Origin of the sequence: Xanthomonas sp. NCPPB 1068 (assembly GCF_041479385.2) — a bacterium.
Lineage (GTDB): Bacteria > Pseudomonadota > Gammaproteobacteria > Xanthomonadales > Xanthomonadaceae > Xanthomonas > Xanthomonas cannabis.
On the sequence record NZ_CM192986.1, the window covers coordinates 2043223 to 2059674 of the forward strand.

Genomic DNA, 16452 nt, shown 5'->3' on the forward strand with positions numbered 1-16452 from the left:
AGCACCCGATGTCCGCCACGCTTCCCGATGTTGCCGTTACCGAACTCTCCGCCCTGAGTGCGCCCTTGCGCTGGGTGGGCATGCAGGACATCGCCATCCCCGTGCATCTGCAAGCTGGCGGCGCCGGGCTTGCCGCGCGCGCCAGCGTGCAGGTCGATCTGCCGCGGCCCGAGCTCAAGGGCATCCATATGTCGCGGCTGTATCGCCTGCTGGACCTGCATCTGCAGCAGCCGGTGTCGCCGGCCATGCTGTCGCAGCTGCTGCAGGCGCTGGTCGCCAGTCATGCCGATTGCGGAAGCCGCGCGGCGCGGCTGACGCTGCGCTTTGAAATGCTGCTGCGCATGCCGGCCCTGCGCAGCGAAGGGCTGACCGGCTGGCGTGCCTATCCGGTGCACATCGTCGCGCACTTCAGGGCAGGGCACACCACAATCCAGCTACAGGTCGATGTGCTGTACGCGTCCACCTGCCCATGTTCGGCGGCGTTGTCGCGGCAGTTGTTGAGCGATGCGTTCGTGCAACAGCACGCCGGGCGCGACGCGCTGCCGCTGCAGGAGGTTGCGCAATGGCTGCAGGAGCACGGTTCCTACGCCACCCCGCATAGCCAACGCAGCGTGGCGCAGGTGCGCGTTGAGCTGGGCGCGGAGACGCAGCGCTTTGCGATCCGTGAGCTGCTCGATCTCTGCGAGCGGGCGCTGGCAACGCCGGTGCAGGCCGCGGTGCGGCGGACCGACGAGCAGGAATTTGCGCGCTTGAATGGCGCAAACCTGATGTATGTCGAAGACGCAGCGCGACGCCTGCGCAAGGCGCTGGCAGAGCACTATGCGACCTTTCATGTGGCAGTGCGCCATCTGGAAAGCCTGCATGCCCACGACGCCGTCGCCGAAACCGGCAGCGACGACGACTCACTTCTCTAGCTGCCGTGTGAACTGAGACCATGTACTGCAAATTGCCGAGGCGCCGGGCGCTAACGGTGCGCAAATCACATGTCGCGACCGCCCCGGCAAGGCGCGACGAACGCGGCATGCGTGACGCGTTGCTGTTCGACCCGTCTGTGTGTTTTGTGTTGTTGTGGCTGATGTGAGCGACGCGACGGTGACCGATGTGGCGTCTGGCATCTGCAGTGCGAGGCCTGTGAAGCGCGCATGCGCTTGAACCACATTGCGATGGTGGTTGTGGCCGTATCTCATCTAGACCAGCACGGCCGCATGAGGCTCACGTTCAACGCGAGCAATCCGGCAGCGCGGGGCGGCAACCAACCTCGACCACGTGGTTCCCCGGGTCTATATCGTCCGGATCCAGGCATGCGCGCGAACGCCGTCGCTGCCTGCCGCACAGCGGCGCAGCCCACACCCCATGCAGACTGCCTGCATCACAACGCAAAAACCCCGCAATGCGGGGTCTTGGCGTGATCTGCAGCAGGACCAACGTGGTGCTCCCTAGGGGACTCGAACCCCTGTTTTAGCCTTGAGAGGGCCACGTCCTAACCATTAGACGAAGGGAGCGTTTTTGTCGCGTCTTGTGCAGCGCGCTAGTATAGTGAGGTAATAGCCGTTGGGCAATCCTGCAACACAAGACGGAAGCGCCATCATCGAACCCTCAGTTACATCCCCGTTCACGCTGCGCGTCATCCCACGCGATCAGCACACCATTTCGCGCAAGGACATCAGCCCCAACGCGCTGCGCGTGTTGTACCGCCTGCGCGAATCGGGCTTTGGCGCCTATCTGGTCGGCGGCGCGGTCCGCGACCTGCTGGTCGGCGGCCACCCGAAGGATTTCGACGTCGCCACCAGCGCCACGCCGGAAGAGGTCAAGGCGCTGTTTCGCAACTGTCGCCTGATCGGCCGCCGTTTTCGGCTGGCGCATGTGGTGTTTGGCCGCGAGATCATCGAGGTTGCCACCTTCCGCGCCAACGTCGACGACGGCAGCGGCGACCGCGAGCTGGATAACGGCCGCCTGGTGCGCGACAACGTCTACGGCACCATTGAAGACGACGCGATCCGCCGCGACTTCACCTGCAACGCCCTGTACTACGCGATCGAGGATTTTTCGGTGCGTGATTACTGCGGCGGTTTCGAGGATGTGCAGGCACGGCTGATGAAGTTGATCGGCGACCCGGAGCTGCGCTACCAGGAAGACCCGGTGCGCATGCTGCGCGCGGTACGGCTGGCGGCCAAGCTCAACTTCGAGATCGAAGCCAGCACTGCCGAGCCGATCCCGCGCCTGGCCGGTCTGTTGTCCGAGGCAGCGCCGGCGCGCCTGTTCGAAGAGATCCTCAAGCTGTTCCTGTCCGGCCATGGCGTGGCCAGTTTCCAGGGCCTGGAGCGTTACGGCCTGCTCGGCGCGCTGTTTCCGGAAAGCGCGGCGGCATTGAAGTCCAACCGCAGCGGCGCGTTGCGCGCCATGGTGCTGGAAGGCCTGCGCAATACCGACGCGCGCGTTGCCAACGACGAGCCGGTGTCGCCGGCATTCCTGTTCGCGCTGTTGCTGTGGCCGGCGTTCTGCCGCACCTTGATGGGGCTGCAGGCGCAGGGCGTGCAACCGGAAGATGCGCAGCGCCGTGCCGCCGACCGCGTCACCTTGCATCAGTTGGAGCGCGTGGCATTGCCGCGCCGGTTCTCGCTGCCGATGCAGGAAATCTGGTTGTTGCAGACGCGCTTCTCCTCGCGTCAGCGCAAGCGCGTGTTCCGCACCCTGTCGCATCCGCGCTTCCGCGCGGCCTTCGATTTCCTGGTGCTGCGTCAATTTGCATCGCCCGATCATGCTGCCGACGTCGAGTTCTGGCGCGAGGCGCAGAAGTCCTCCGGCCAGGAGCTGGTGGATGCGATCGAATCGGCGCAGTCCGACCACGAGGGCGAAGAGGGCGCGCCACGCAAGCGTCGTCGCCGTCGCCGCCGCCCCGGCGCCCCGGCAGGCGAATAAGCCATGCAGAACGCCTTTGTCGGCCTGGGTGCCAACCTGGGCCCGGCCGAGGCCAGCGTGCGCGCGGCCATTGCCGCGCTGGACGCGCTGCCGCAGACCACCCTGGTGGCCGCCTCGCGTCTGTACCGCACGCCCGCCTGGGGCCGCGAAGACCAGCCGGACTTCATCAACGCCGTCGCGCGGCTGCGCACCGATCTTGCGCCACTGCCGCTGCTGGAGGCCTTGCTCGGCATCGAACAGGCCTTCGGCCGTGAGCGTCGGGCCGGCGAGCGCTGGGGGCCGCGCACGCTGGATCTGGACCTGCTGCTGTATGCCGATCAGGTGATCAACCTGCCACGCCTGCAGGTGCCGCACCCGCATTTGCACGTGCGCGGCTTTGCGTTGCTGCCGCTGGCCGAGCTGGCGCCGGACGCCATCATTCCAGGCCATGGAACAGTGCGGCACGCCCTGCAAGCCATCGATCGCTGCGGGCTGGAGCCGATTGGGTAGATAATGGCCGGCTTATCACCCCACGTAATGAGTTCATGAGCAGCCATAGCGACAGCAAGCCCTGGACCGTGCCCGCCCTGGCCGAGGCCAAGCGGGCGGGTCGAAAACTGGTCATGTTGACCGCCTACGACGCCGGCTTTGCGCGCACCTTCGATGCCAACGGCGTGGACCTGATCCTGGTCGGCGACTCGCTGGGCATGGTGGTACAGGGGCACGATTCCACCTTGCCGGTGACCACCGCCGACATGGTCTACCACACCGCCTCGGTGGCGCGGGCGCTGCAGCAGGCCTTGCTGGTGGCCGACCTGTCGTTCCAGGCCGATGCCACGCCGGCACGCGCGCTCGATGCCGCCACGCAGCTGCTGCAGGCCGGTGCGGAAATGGTCAAGATCGAAGGCGCCGGGCACAAGCTCGAGGTCATCCGTTACCTGGTCGAGCGCGAAATCCCGGTGTGTTCGCACCTGGGGCTGACCCCGCAGTCGGTGCTGCGGTTCGGTGGCTACAAGGTGCAGGGCCGCGGCGAAGCCGGCGAGCAGCTGCGCCGCGATGCACAGGCGGTGGTCGAGGCCGGCGCCAGCCTGGTGGTGCTGGAGTGCGTGCCCACGCCGATCGCCGCACAGATCAGTGCCGAACTCAGCGTGCCCACCATCGGCATTGGCGCGGGCCCCGGCTGCGACGGCCAGGTGCTGGTGATGCACGACATGCTGGGCCTGGACAGCGGCCACCGCCGGCCGAAGTTCGTCAAGGATTTCCTGGCTGAAGGCGGCTCGGTTGCCGGCGCAGTGCGCGCCTACGCGCAGGCCGTGCGCGATGGCAGCTTCCCCGATGCAGAGCACGCGTACGCCGCATGATCCAGACCCTGACCGATCTTTCCGCGTTGCGCGCCCTGGTCACCGGCTGGAAGCGCGAAGGCCTGCGCGTGGCGTTGGTGCCCACCATGGGCAACCTGCATGCCGGGCATTACTCGCTGGTGATGCTGGCGCGGCAGTACGCCGACCGCGTGGTGTCCAGCGTGTTCGTCAACCCGACCCAGTTTGGCCCCAACGAAGACTTCGCGCGCTACCCGCGCACACCCGAGGCCGACCTGCGCGGCCTGGAAGATGCCGGGTGCGACGCGTTGTGGCTGCCGGACGTGGAGACCATGTATCCACTCGGCACCGCGCTGGCGACGCCGGTCCATGCGCCCGGCGTCAGCGACGTGCTGGAAGGCGTGTGCCGTCCGGGGCATTTCGATGGGGTCTGCACGGTGGTGGCGCGGCTGTTCAATCAGGTGCAGCCAGACGTGGCGGCCTTCGGCAAGAAGGATTACCAGCAGCTGGCGGTGATCCGGCAGATGGCGGCCGACCTGGCGTTTCCGATCGAGATTCTGGGTGGCAGCATCGTGCGCGAGGCCGACGGCCTGGCGATGAGTTCGCGCAACCAGTATCTGTCGGCGGACGATCGCCCGATCGCGGCGCAGATCCGCAAGGTGCTGCTGCAGATGCGCGACAGCTACGCGGCAGGCACGCCGCGTGCGCAGGTCGAACAGGCAGCGAGTCAGGCGCTGGAGCAGGCGGGGTTCCGTGTCGACTACGCGGTGGTGCGGTTGCCCGACCTGAACGAGCCGGGCGAGAGCCATGCCGGTGCCCGCGTGGCGCTGGTCGCCGCGCGGCTGGGCACGACGCGTCTGATCGACAATCTGGAATTCTGAGCCGCCGCATCGCGCCGAACAGCCGGATCGACGCCGGCGCCGGGCATGCGCGACCCGCATGCGGGCGCTGGCGTCGCGGCCGGCCTGAAGCCCTCACGACCGGGCGTGCGGCAAACCGGTGGGCGCTGACGCTTTCCGCTAAAATGCCGGCTTTCCTTTCGTTGTTGCCTGCGTCCATGCACCTGTCCCTGCTCAAAGCCAAGATCCACCGCGCCACCGTCACCCACTCCGAGCTCAACTACGAAGGCTCGATCGCCATCGACGGCCTGCTGCTGGAAGCGACCGGCATCCGCGAGTTCGAACAGGTGCATATCTGGGACGTCACCAACGGTGCGCGTTTCAGCACCTATGCCATCCGCGCCGAAGACGGCAGCGGCATCATGTCGCTCAACGGTGGCGCTGCGCGTCACGTGCAGGTGGGCGATCTGATCATCGTGGCGGCGTTCGCCAGCATGAGCGAAGACGAAGCCAAGACCTTCAAGCCCAATCTGGTATACGTGAACGCGCACAACGCGATCTCCCACACCAACCACAGCATCCCCACCCAGGCCGCATGACACAGACCAACGGATTCGACGCGCTCCACGCCCACGCCCAGCGCCTGCGCGGCGCTGCCATCCCCGCATTGCTTGACGCCGAGCCGGAACGGCCGACGCAGTACGCCAGGCAAGTCGGTCCGTTGTATTTCAATTTCGCGCGCCAGAAGTACGACCGCGCCGCGCTCGACGCGTTGTTCGCCATCGCGCGCGAGCGCGATCTGGCCGGTGCGTTCCAGCGCCTGTTCCGTGGCGAGCAGGTCAATGTCACCGAACAGCGCGCCGCATTGCATACCGCGTTGCGCGGTGATTTGACCGACGCGCCGGTTGCCTCCGAGGCGTATGCCACCGCTGCGCAAGTGCGCCAGCGCATGGGCGAGCTGATCCAGCAGCTGGAAGCCACCGAGGTCACCGACATCGTCAGCGTCGGCATCGGTGGTTCCGACCTGGGCCCGCGCCTGGTGGCCGATGCACTGCGCCCGGTCACCGGTGCGCGTTTCCGCGTGCATTTCGTGTCCAACGTCGACGGCGCGGCGATGCAGCGCACCTTGGCGACGCTGGACCCGGCACGCACCGCCGGCATCCTGATTTCCAAGACCTTCGGCACTCAGGAAACCCTGCTCAACGGCGGCATCCTGCATGCCTGGCTCGGTGGCAGCGAGCGCCTGTATGCGGTGAGCGCCAACCCCGAGCGCGCCGCCAAGGCCTTCGATATCGCACCCGGCCGCGTGCTGCCGATGTGGGATTGGGTGGGCGGGCGTTATTCGCTGTGGTCGGCGGTCGGTTTCCCGATTGCACTGGCGATTGGCTTTGAGCGTTTCGAACAATTGCTGGAAGGTGCCGCGCAGTTCGATGCGCACGTGCTCAACACGCCGCTGGAAGAAAACGTCGCGGTGCTGCACGGGCTGACTGCGGTGTGGAACCGCAACCTGCTCGGTAGCGCCACGCACGCAGTCATGACCTACGACCAGCGCCTGGCACTGCTGCCGGCGTATCTGCAGCAGCTGGTGATGGAGAGCCTGGGCAAGCGGGTCAAACTCGACGGCTCGGCGGTGGATAGCGACACCGTGGCGGTGTGGTGGGGCGGTGCGGGCACCGATGTGCAGCACAGCTTCTTCCAGGCGCTGCACCAGGGCACCAGCGTGGTGCCGGCCGATTTCATCGGCACCGTGCACAACGACGACCCGTATGCGGAAAACCATGTCGCACTGATGGCCAACGTGCTGGCGCAGACCGAGGCGCTGGCCAATGGCCAGGACAGCAGCGACCCACACCGCAGCTACCCGGGCGGCCGCCCGAGCACGGTGATCCTGCTCGACGCGCTCACCCCGCAGGCGCTGGGCGCGCTGATCTCGATGTACGAGCACAGCGTGTACGTGCAGTCGGTGATGTGGGGCATCAACGCGTTCGACCAGTTCGGCGTGGAGCTGGGCAAGCAGCTGGCGAGCCAGTTGCTGCCGGCGCTGAAAGGCGAGGCGGCCGAGGTGGCCGACCCGGTGACGCGCGAGCTGCTGGGCAAGCTGCGCGGCTGAGCCTGGCGCAGCGTGCGTGACAAGGAACGGGGCCTGCGGGCCCCGTTTCCGTTTGGAGCAGCCCAACGAAACGAGTGCGCTCACCCCAGGCGGGCGAGGCCGACGCTTGGCGCGGCATGGACCACTCGTGCGTCTGGCTCCGAGGGCCGTCGGCGTCCATCTGACAACTGTCTGCTGCATATCAATCAGCCGTACTTGGTTCGGCACCTTTTTTTACCGTGTCTAAAATGGACAAATTTCCCAAAATGGACGTTTTGGCGTAGGCTGACGTCACCCACATCGCAGGACCGCCCCATGTCCCGTCATCAGGACTTGCCCGAGCTTGAAAAAGCGCCAGCGGCCGACATCAAGATCAAGGGTTGGCCCAGCCTGATGCGCAAGGTGCGCACCCACGGCGCGGTGGTCATCACCAATCACAACCACCCCGAAGCGGTGGTGGTGGATGCCGAGGAATACCGGCATCTTGTGCGGCAGGCCAGCGCGCTTGCCGATGCGGCCACGCGCGCGCAGTCGCTGCAGGCCTTGCAGGCCAAATTCGACGCGCATCTTGCCGCGGTCACCGATGGCGCGGTGCTGGCCCAGGTGATCGCCAAGCCCGCACGCCGCGGCCGCAAGATCGCCTTGGGCCCGTCGCTCTGATCGATGGGAGATATCCTGGTACTGGCTGGCGTCAACGGCGCCGGCAAAAGTTCATTGCTGGGCACCTTGCTGCAGGAAGATGGCGCCAGCTGGTTCAACCCGGATGCCTTCACCCGGCAACTGGTGGAGCAGGGCTGGACACTGGAAGAGGCCAATGCCCAAGCTTGGCAGGAAGGTGTGCGACGGCTGCGCCAGGCGATGGCCGACGGCAGCGATTTCGCGTTCGAAACAACGTTGGGTGCCACCACCATTCCGCGCCTGCTGCGCGAGGCCTGTGCGCAACACACGGTGGCGGTCTGGTTCTGCGGGTTGGCAACGGTGGACCTGCACGTCCAGCGCGTGGCGGCACGGGTCGCTGCCGGCGGCCATGCCATTCCCGAGCACAAGATTCGCGAGCGTTACGACACATCGCGTGCCAACCTGATCGCATTGCTGCCGCATCTGGCGGTGCTGCATGTCTACGACAACAGCGCGCCGGCCGACGCGGCGGGTCAGGCGGCGCCGATGCTGGTGCTGGAACTGGACCGCGGCGGCCTGCACTACCCGCAAACATCTGCAGAATTGGCGCAGGTGCCCGATTGGGCCAAGCCCATCGTGATGGCGGCATTGGAGACGCGCCGCGTGTCTTGAACTGCACATCCGGTCTGGCCTGCGTGAGTCGCCTGCCTGATTCGCACCGCATTGGAAACAAGATCGGCTAGTAAAACGACGTCATGCCGACCTATCGCAGACCGGGTGTGCATCGCTTTAACCAGAACGGCCAGCCAATTGTCTGTGCGGTGTCCAACTTCCGGGAGGCACTTCATGGACGGGTACACGGTGTGTCCCGTGAGCGGTGAGGGCACCGCGCCCTCGGCCGGACTTGAAGATCGTCAAGCGCTCGCGATACGCACGATGCAGGCCTCGCTACCTGATTGCTCAATCCTGGCAGATCAGGCGGAGAGCGGATCATCTGCGCCTTTGCTGCAGGGCCCTTGCCCGCCCACCATCGCGGGACACGCCGTGAATCCGTCCCTGGAGGCTCTGGCGCGGCATCCATGCCGCTCAAGGTCCCGCGACGGTGAGCGGGCAAGGACCATTCAAGTTGGTCGGTGCACAGAGCTCTCAATCAAATAGTCGGCAAACTGTCCGGTGCGCTGATTCGTTCTTCAAGAAGCCACCAGCCAACGGTCTGGTGCGGTGTCCTTACCGATTGCGGGACCGTTGGCGGCATGGATGCCGCCACCGAGCCCCCATGGACGGGTTAACGGCGTGTCCCGCGAGCGGTGAGGGCGCCGCGCCCTCGACCGAGGCTGCGCGTTTGCTGCAGGGTCCTTGCCCGCTCACCATCGCGGGACACGCCGTGAATCCGTCCCTGGAGGCTCTGGCGCGGCATCCATGCCGCTCAAGGTCCCGCGACGGTGAGCGGGCAAGGACCAGTCAAGTTGGTCGGTGCGCACAGCTTTCAATAAAACAGCCGGCAAACTGTCTGCTGCGCTGATTCCGTTCTTCAATGAAGTCACCAGCAAATGTCTGGTGCGTTGATTTCGTTCTTCAATAGAGCTACCAGCCAACCGTCTGGTGAGGGCACCGCGCACTCCACGCTGCGCGATGGCCATACATCAGCGCGCCCTCATGCAAGCGACTGTCGCGCAGTCGATGTGACCGACGAACGAAGATGCCGCCCGCAGCACGTTGCCTGCGCTGCGAGCGACGACACCCTGCGCTCACGCCTTGCCCAGCTGCACGGCCACCGGGTCGCCGGTGAGATAGCCCACCGCGGCGCCGAAGCGATTTTTGTAGTTGGCGCGGATCAGCGGGTCCAGCACCGGCTTGACGGTGTCGTGCAGCGGGCTTTCCCAATCGCCGGGATGCTGGAAATTGCTCATCACGTAGGTCCAACCGTGGATCTCGTCAACCGCGTGCAGACCGGTCGATTCCGCGCCCGCCGGCACCGACAGCACCCGCGTCAGCGCGCCGCTGTCCACGTTGTAGGCCCACAGGAAATTGTTGACGTGCAGGCTGCTGTCTTCGCCGATGAACAAGGTGCGCAGCGATTCGGAGAACTTGAGGTTGTCCGGGTTGGCCAGGCGCTCGGGGTCGGCAAGATTGCCGAGCGCGTCGGGCGTGGCCAGATCGTGGCCGGTGAGCGCGGCCGGGGCGGCCATGTCGATCGGCACCCAGTCGCTGTGGATCGGTGCGCCGTGACTGTCGCGTTGGCCGCCGCGCAGGTTCAAGGCGTACACCGCGCCAGCATCCGGGCCTTCCACCTTCACGTCGCCCGAGCCGTTGCGCATGCTGGTGACGATGTAGGACATGGCCATGTAGGCGACCTTGTCCTTGGCATTGACCGTGGTGCCTTCGAGCTTGGTGAAGCCCAGGCTGCCGCCGGCCAGCGCGGCATAGCGATGGGTTTCCAGATAGGTGGCGGCCTTTTCCATGCCTGGTTTGATGCGGATCCAGTTGAAGGTGCCGTTGAACGGGATCTTGGTGAACGATGCATCGCCCGGGTCGCTCAGATGCACGTCGAGGATGTCGGCAGCGGTGAGGCGGTCGGCCATGGCCTGGACCTCGGCACTGGTGGCGTGGCCCAGCTTGATCCAGCGCAGCGTGGCCGCGCCCGGGCCGATGCCCGAGGTCTGCTGCCACTTGCCGACGTACAAGGTGCCGGCCGACAGGTCGGCCTTACGATCGGCAATGAACATGAAAAGACCGCCGTTGGTGGCGTCGTCGCCCATCAGCACGGTGCGCTGGTCGGGCATCACCTGCACCAGCTCGTGCGAGATGCGGCCCAGGCAATAGTGCTTGCGCACGCTCCCCGTTCCGTCCGGGTGCACGGTGATTTCGGGTAGATGGCCGTAGTGATACGGATTGGCCTTTTCCGGGTCGCCATACAGATGCGTGCTGTAGCTGCGGAACTGGGTATTGCCGGCCAGCGCGGTGGCGTCGGGCTCGTACTCTTCGCTGGACAGATGGGTGTTCCACGGCGACAGGCTGGCGCCGCAGGTGGTCCACAGCCCGTGCACCGGCGCGGTGTCGACGTTGTGGTACTTCACCAGCGACAGCTTGCCGGTGGCCGGGTCCTGGTCCAGCGTCAGTACGGCGATCGGTGCTGGCAGGTGGCGGTTGGTGTCGTTGCCGGCCTGGTCGCGGGTGGTGTATTCGAACTGCACCACCGCAAACACGTGGTTGCCCTTGACGCCGGGCACCTTGGCATCGGGCAGGGTCAGCAGCGAGGAGCCGTCCGGGCAATCAGAGAAGAACGGCCGCTCGGCACCGGGCTTGGAGCGGTCGATGATGGGGCGGTGCTGGATGTCGTAGTAACCGCCGGCCAGCACGGTGCCGCCCTTGCCATCGGGCACCTGATCGCCGGTGACGAAGAACGGGTGATATGCCAATGCGTAGCGCTGGGTGCTGCCGTCGCTGCGCGCCACGGTGAGTGCCGAGCCGACCGTGGTGGTGGCCATCGCCGCCGGGTTGGCCAGGCTGGGCGCGGGCATGCCGTGGAAGGTGGCCGAGACCAGCCGGGTCGGGGTTTCCGATGGTCGTAACGGGCGCGCGGCCAGTGCGGCGCTGCCAAGTTGCTGGAACGCGGCGGCGCTGACATTGCCGAGCGGCAACAGGGGAACGGCCGCCAGCAATTGCATGATGCGACGGCGGGAGGGATCGGGGGAGGCGGACATCGAAACTCCAGGCAAAGGCAACGATCAACGATGGCGATGGCACATCGGCAAGCCGGTCACGCTAGGCCGGCGGTATGACAGTTGTTTGACGGCGAGCTCACCCGTTGGCGTGCGTTCGGACGCGCCCGCACAAGCGATCGCTGCAGCAGGCCAGCATAGGCGGCGGCTGCGCACTGCCAGGACCTGCGGGTGGTGCATTGCAGCAAAGTGCAGCTGCGCGGAATGCCAAGCGCGGCAGCGGATTCGGCAGTTTTCCGTGGTTTCACAGGTGCTGCCGGTATTCCAACGCTATAGCCCCGGTCAATAAGTTGACCGTCATTTGGCATATGGGAGCGCGTTGTTGACAGGGTAGGGGAATCACGCAAGCGTACGCCGCCTAATGGCCTGCGGCGCAACGCATCGCCGTGGGAGAACCACCCTGGAGACCCGGATCTTGGACAAGCTGCTTCGTCGTACCGCCGCGCCCGTCGCGCGGCGTGCCCTCTCTCTGGCAACCGCTGCGGCGGTGCTGATGCTGGCCGCCTGCCAAGGCAAGGACACCACCGCTGCCGAGGCGAGCAAGACCGCCCCGGCCACCGCGCCTGCGGAGTCTTCGACCACCATCCATCCGGACCAGTGGCCCTCGCCGAAGTGGCCATTCGCGCAGGACGCGGCGCTGGAGCAGCGCATCACCGACGTGATGGCCAAGATGAGCGTGGAAGAAAAGGTCGCCCAGACCGTCCAGGGCGACATCGCCAGCCTGACCCCGGACGACGTGCGCAAGTACCGTATCGGCTCGGTGCTGGCCGGCGGCAATTCCGACCCGGGCGGCAAGTACAACGCCAGCCCGGCGGAATGGCTGAAGCTGGCCGACGCGTTCTATGAAGCGTCGATGGACACCTCCAAGGGCGGCAATGCGATTCCGATCATCTTCGGCATCGATGCGGTGCACGGCCAGAGCAACATCGTCGGCGCCACGCTGTTTCCGCACAACATTGGCTTAGGGGCCACGCGCAACCCCGACCTGATCAAGAAGATCGGCGAGGTCACCGCTGCCGAAACCCGCGTCACCGGCATGGAGTGGACCTTCGCGCCCACCGTGGCAGTGCCGCAGGACGACCGTTGGGGCCGCAGCTACGAAGGCTATTCCGAGTCGCCGGATGTGGTGGCCAGCTTCGCCGGCAAGATGGTCGAAGGCGTGCAGGGCACCCCGGGTACGCCGCAGTTCCTGGACGGCAGCCACGTGATTTCCTCGGTGAAGCATTTCGTTGGCGACGGCGGCACCACCGACGGCAAGGACCAGGGCGACACCAAGGTGTCCGAAGCCACCATGCGCGACATCCACGCCGCCGGTTACCCGCCGGCGATCGCGGCCGGTGCGCAGACGGTGATGGCCTCGTTCAACAGCTTCAACGGCGAGAAGATGCACGGCAACAAGGTCATGCTGACCGACGTGCTGAAGGGCCGCATGAACTTCGGCGGCTTCGTGGTCGGCGACTGGAACGGCCAGGGCCAGGTCAAGGGCTGCACCAACGACAACTGCCCGGCCTCGTTCATTGCCGGCGTCGACATGGCGATGGCCGCAGATAGCTGGAAGGGTATCTACGAAACCGAACTGGCAGCAGTGAAGTCCGGCCAGATCTCGGCCGAGCGCCTGGACGATGCGGTGCGCCGCATCCTGCGCGTCAAGCTGCGTCTGGGCCTGTTCGAGGCCGGCAAGCCGTCCAAGCGTCCGCTCGGTGGCAAGTACGAATTGCTGGGCGCACCGGAACACCGCGCCATCGCCCGCCAGGCGGTGCGCGAATCGTTGGTACTGCTGAAGAACCAGGCCGGCATCCTGCCGCTGGATCCCAAAAAGCGCGTGCTGGTCCTGGGCGATGGTGCCAACGACATGGGCAAGCAGTCCGGTGGCTGGACGCTGAACTGGCAGGGCACCGGCACCAAGCGCAGCGACTACCCCAACGGCAACACCATCTGGGAAGGCCTGGACAAGCAGATCAAGGCGGCCGGCGGCAGCGCCGAGCTGGCCGTGGACGGCGCCTACAAGACCAAGCCCGACGTGGCGGTGGTGGTGTTCGGTGAAAACCCGTACGCCGAGTTCCAGGGCGATATCGCCACCCTGCTGTACAAGCCGGGCGACGAGAGCGAGCTGGCGCTGATCAAGAAGCTCAAGGCCGAAGGCATCCCGGTGGTGGCGGTGTTCCTGAGCGGCCGTCCGCTGTGGATGAACCAGTACATCAACGCCTCCGACGCGTTCGTGGCTGCGTGGTTGCCGGGTTCGGAAGGCGAAGGCATTGCCGATGTGCTGCTGCGCAAGGCAGATGGCAGCGTGCAGAACGACTTCAAGGGCAAGCTGAGCTTCTCCTGGCCCAAGAACGCGATGCAGTTCGCCAACAACGTCGGCCAGAAGGACTACGACCCGCAGTTCAAGTTCGGCTTCGGCCTGACCTACGCCGACAAGGGTGACCTGGCGGCGCTGCCGGAAGAATCGGGCGTGTCCGGCGAGCAGTCGGTGGGCGGGGTGTACTTCGTGCGCGGCAAGCCGGCACTGGGGATTGCCATGCAGCTGTCCAATGCGGGCCAGGCCAACATGCCGGCGACCACCTTGCCGGTGGGCCTGTCCGACGGCAGCCTGAAGATGAGCGCGGTCGATCACAAGGCGCAGGAAGATGCACGCCGCCTGGTGTGGTCCGGCGACAAGGCCGCCAGCGTGCTGCTGGTGTCCGGCAAGCCGGTGGATGTGTCGCGTGAGAGCAACGGCGACGTGCAGCTGCAGCTGACCGTGCGCCGCGACAGCGCCGTGACCGCGCCGGTGTGGCTGGGCGTGGGCTGCGGCGACAAGTGCGGTGGCCGGGTCGATGCACAGAAGACCCTGGCCGCACTGCCGCAGGGTCAGTGGAAGGTGGTGGGGGTTCCGCTCAAGTGCTTCGCCGTGGCCGGTGCCGACGTGACCAAGCTGACCCAGGTGGCCAGCATCGAAAGCGCTGCGGCACTGAACCTGTCGGTGTCCAGGGTGGCGTTGGGCGCGCTCAACGAAGCCGAAGCCACGGTGGACTGCCCGGTTAAGTAATGCGCATGCCTGGCGGCAGGCCGCCGGGCATGACGTGACGCAAGCAAACAAGCGCGTTGCCGCCATCGGCAACGCATTACAGCGGCCACCGATCGCGGTGGTGTCATCAGCCGCCGCGGGGGCGGTGTTGTCGATCGGCCGGGATGGCCTGCAGCTGCGGTTCGCCGCGCTGCCATCGTGCACCTGGTGCGCGGCGGTGGCTTTCTGCAGTCCTGCCCGACCGTCGGCGCATACCCCAGAGCCAGACAGGAGAGTGCAGTGGGTTTGGCGACGTTGGATATCGTGATTGTGCTGGTCTACCTGACCGGCATCTTCGTACTTGCGCAGTGGGTCTCGCGCGAGAAGGCAGGCCACAGCAAGAGCGCCGAGGATTACTTCCTGGCCAGCAAATCGTTGCCGTGGTGGGCGATCGGCGCATCGCTGATTGCCGCGAACATTTCGGCCGAGCAGATCATCGGTATGGCCGGTTCGGGCTATGCCATTGGTCTTGCGATTGCCTCCTACGAATGGATGGCAGCGCTGACGCTGCTGATCGTGGGCAAGTTCTTCCTGCCGATCTTCCTGCGCAACGGCATCTACACCATGCCGCAGTTCCTGGAGCAGCGTTACGGCAAGTGGATCCGTACGTTGATGGCGGTGTTCTGGCTGCTGTTGTACGTGTTCGTCAATCTCACCTCGATCCTGTGGCTCGGGTCGATTGCAGTGAGCCAGGTCACCGGCATGGACCAGACCCTGGCGCTGGCGCTGATCGGCGTGTTCGCGCTGGTCTATCAGCTGTACGGCGGTCTTAAAGCTGTCGCGCTGACCGACATCGTGCAGGTCACGCTGCTGGTGCTGGGCGGCCTGCTGGTGGCCGGGCTGACCCTGGCGCGGATCGGCGATGGCGCCGGCGTGCTGGCCGGCTTCAAGCACCTGTGGAGCGCGCACCCCGAGCACTTCCACATGATCCTGACCAAGGACAACCCGTTCTACAAGGATCTGCCCGGCCTGAGCGTGCTGCTGGGCGGGCTGTGGATCATGAACATCAGCTACTGGGGCTTCAACCAGTACATCATCCAGCGCGCACTGGCGGCCAAGAACATCGGCGAGGCGCAGAAGGGCATGGTGTTTGCGGCGTTCCTGAAACTGCTGATGCCGTTGGTGATCGTGGTGCCGGGCATTGCCGCGGTGGTGCTGGCGCCGGACCTGGCCAAGCCCGACCAGGCCTATCCGACCATGATGCAGTTGTTGCCGACCGGTATTTTGGGGTTGGTGTTTGCGGCGCTGGTGGCGGCGATCGTGGCCTCGCTGGCGTCGAAGATCAATTCGGTGGCGACGATCTTTACCCTGGATTTCTACGCCAAGTTCCGCCCCCACACCGAGCAGAAGCAGCTGGTGCGCGTGGGCCGCATCGTGGCGGCGGTGTCGGTGCTGATCGGCATCCTCACCGCGCGGCCGTTGCTGGGCAACTTCGATCAGGGCTTCCAGTTTATCCAGGAATTCACCGGCTTCTTTACGCCGGGCGTGGTGGTGATCTTCATGCTCGGCCTGTTCTGGAAGCGCGCCAACGAAGCCGGCGCGCTGACCGCGGCGATCGGCTCAGTGGTGTTGTCGTTCGCGCTCAAGTTCGCCTGGCCGGAACTGCCGTTCATGGACCGCATCGGCGTGGTGTTCCTGGCCGCGCTGGTGCTGGCGGTCCTGGTGTCGTTGATGACCGCCCCGACCCAGGCACGCGATCTGATCCGCACCGACGACGTGGCCTATGGCACCACGCTGGGCTTCAAGGTCGGCGCCGCCGGCGTGATCGCGATCCTGGTCGTGCTGTACGCGGTGTTCTGGTAAGCGGCAGTTACAAAAGTGGCTGACGCCGCGTGCGTCAGCCGCTCACTCCATATACGCACTGCGGCGCGGCACCCGGTGTCGCGCCGCATTGCGTTTCAGCGTTGCAGTGAAGCGG

The 16452-nt window shown here is 65.9% G+C and carries 12 protein-coding genes and 1 tRNA gene; 11 read left to right on the top strand and 2 right to left on the bottom strand.

Annotated elements, in window-relative coordinates; translation table 11 throughout:
* Positions 1-8: 8 nt before the first annotated feature.
* Positions 9-914, top strand: a complete 906-nt coding sequence (gene folE2, locus ACCQ12_RS08830) for a GTP cyclohydrolase FolE2 (RefSeq protein WP_372383583.1) — start codon at positions 9-11, stop codon at positions 912-914.
* Positions 915-1427: 513 nt separating this feature from the next.
* Here the strand turns inward: folE2 and ACCQ12_RS08835 are convergent.
* A tRNA-Glu gene (locus ACCQ12_RS08835) sits at positions 1428-1502 on the bottom strand.
* A 49-nt stretch (positions 1503-1551) separates the two neighbouring features.
* Here ACCQ12_RS08835 and pcnB point away from each other — a divergent pair.
* The 8 genes from pcnB (at position 1552) to ACCQ12_RS08875 (ending at position 8435) form a co-directional block, all read left to right on the top strand.
* Positions 1552-2919 carry a polynucleotide adenylyltransferase PcnB gene (pcnB, locus tag ACCQ12_RS08840; protein WP_166750507.1) on the top strand — a complete coding sequence of 456 codons (1368 nt, stop codon included), beginning with the start codon at positions 1552-1554 and terminating at the stop codon, positions 2917-2919.
* Positions 2920-2922: 3 nt separating this feature from the next.
* Positions 2923-3408, top strand: coding sequence for a 2-amino-4-hydroxy-6-hydroxymethyldihydropteridine diphosphokinase (gene folK, locus ACCQ12_RS08845; protein ID WP_372383404.1), 486 nt, complete (start codon positions 2923-2925; stop codon positions 3406-3408).
* 35 nt (positions 3409-3443) lie between these two features.
* Positions 3444-4259 carry a 3-methyl-2-oxobutanoate hydroxymethyltransferase gene (gene panB / locus ACCQ12_RS08850; RefSeq protein ID WP_047696111.1) on the top strand — a complete coding sequence of 272 codons (816 nt, stop codon included), beginning with the start codon at positions 3444-3446 and terminating at the stop codon, positions 4257-4259.
* Positions 4256-5098, top strand: coding sequence for a pantoate--beta-alanine ligase (gene panC, locus ACCQ12_RS08855; RefSeq protein WP_166743050.1), 843 nt, complete (start codon positions 4256-4258; stop codon positions 5096-5098). The genes panB and panC overlap by 4 nt, the downstream gene beginning before the upstream one ends.
* Before the next feature lie 176 nt (positions 5099-5274).
* On the top strand, positions 5275-5655 hold the full coding sequence (panD, locus tag ACCQ12_RS08860) for an aspartate 1-decarboxylase (protein WP_003481969.1): 381 nt from the start codon (positions 5275-5277) through the stop codon (positions 5653-5655).
* Positions 5652-7166 (top strand): glucose-6-phosphate isomerase, encoded by a 1515-nt coding sequence (gene pgi, locus ACCQ12_RS08865; RefSeq protein WP_184442410.1) that lies wholly within the window; start codon positions 5652-5654, stop codon positions 7164-7166. Before panD ends, pgi begins: the two co-directional genes overlap by 4 nt.
* A 294-nt stretch (positions 7167-7460) precedes the next feature.
* The gene (locus tag ACCQ12_RS08870) at positions 7461-7805 is read left to right on the top strand and encodes a type II toxin-antitoxin system prevent-host-death family antitoxin (protein ID WP_047696105.1); all 345 of its coding nucleotides are present in this window, start codon (positions 7461-7463) and stop codon (positions 7803-7805) included.
* Between the two features lie 3 nt (positions 7806-7808).
* On the top strand, positions 7809-8435 hold the full coding sequence (locus tag ACCQ12_RS08875) for an ATPase (protein ID WP_372383405.1): 627 nt from the start codon (positions 7809-7811) through the stop codon (positions 8433-8435).
* A gap of 1076 nt (positions 8436-9511) precedes the next feature.
* Here ACCQ12_RS08875 and ACCQ12_RS08880 read toward each other — a convergent pair.
* Entirely contained in the window at positions 9512-11467 is a 1956-nt protein-coding gene (locus ACCQ12_RS08880; RefSeq protein WP_372383406.1) for a PhoX family protein, read from the bottom strand.
* A 433-nt stretch (positions 11468-11900) separates the two neighbouring features.
* On the opposite strand from ACCQ12_RS08880, the gene ACCQ12_RS08885 reads away from it, so the two are divergent.
* Positions 11901-14516, top strand: a complete 2616-nt coding sequence (locus tag ACCQ12_RS08885) for a glycoside hydrolase family 3 protein (protein WP_047696100.1) — start codon at positions 11901-11903, stop codon at positions 14514-14516.
* Positions 14517-14774: 258 nt separating this feature from the next.
* The gene (locus ACCQ12_RS08890) at positions 14775-16337 is read left to right on the top strand and encodes a sodium/sugar symporter (protein WP_372383407.1); all 1563 of its coding nucleotides are present in this window, start codon (positions 14775-14777) and stop codon (positions 16335-16337) included.
* The last annotated feature ends 115 nt before the right edge of the window (positions 16338-16452 follow it).

What these genes read in the sequence shown, in the direction of transcription:
- folE2 (WP_372383583.1), top strand. Translation starts at nt 9, where the DNA reads ATGTCCGCCACGCTTCCCGATGTTGCCGTTACCGAACTCTCCGCCCTG.
- folK (WP_372383404.1), top strand. Translation starts at nt 2,923, where the DNA reads ATGCAGAACGCCTTTGTCGGCCTGGGTGCCAACCTGGGCCCGGCCGAG.
- panB (WP_047696111.1), top strand. Translation starts at nt 3,444, where the DNA reads ATGAGCAGCCATAGCGACAGCAAGCCCTGGACCGTGCCCGCCCTGGCC.
- panC (WP_166743050.1), top strand. Translation starts at nt 4,256, where the DNA reads ATGATCCAGACCCTGACCGATCTTTCCGCGTTGCGCGCCCTGGTCACC.
- panD (WP_003481969.1), top strand. Translation starts at nt 5,275, where the DNA reads ATGCACCTGTCCCTGCTCAAAGCCAAGATCCACCGCGCCACCGTCACC.
- pgi (WP_184442410.1), top strand. Translation starts at nt 5,652, where the DNA reads ATGACACAGACCAACGGATTCGACGCGCTCCACGCCCACGCCCAGCGC.
- ACCQ12_RS08870 (WP_047696105.1), top strand. Translation starts at nt 7,461, where the DNA reads ATGTCCCGTCATCAGGACTTGCCCGAGCTTGAAAAAGCGCCAGCGGCC.
- ACCQ12_RS08875 (WP_372383405.1), top strand. Translation starts at nt 7,809, where the DNA reads ATGGGAGATATCCTGGTACTGGCTGGCGTCAACGGCGCCGGCAAAAGT.
- ACCQ12_RS08880 (WP_372383406.1), bottom strand. Translation starts at nt 11,467, where the DNA reads ATGTCCGCCTCCCCCGATCCCTCCCGCCGTCGCATCATGCAATTGCTG.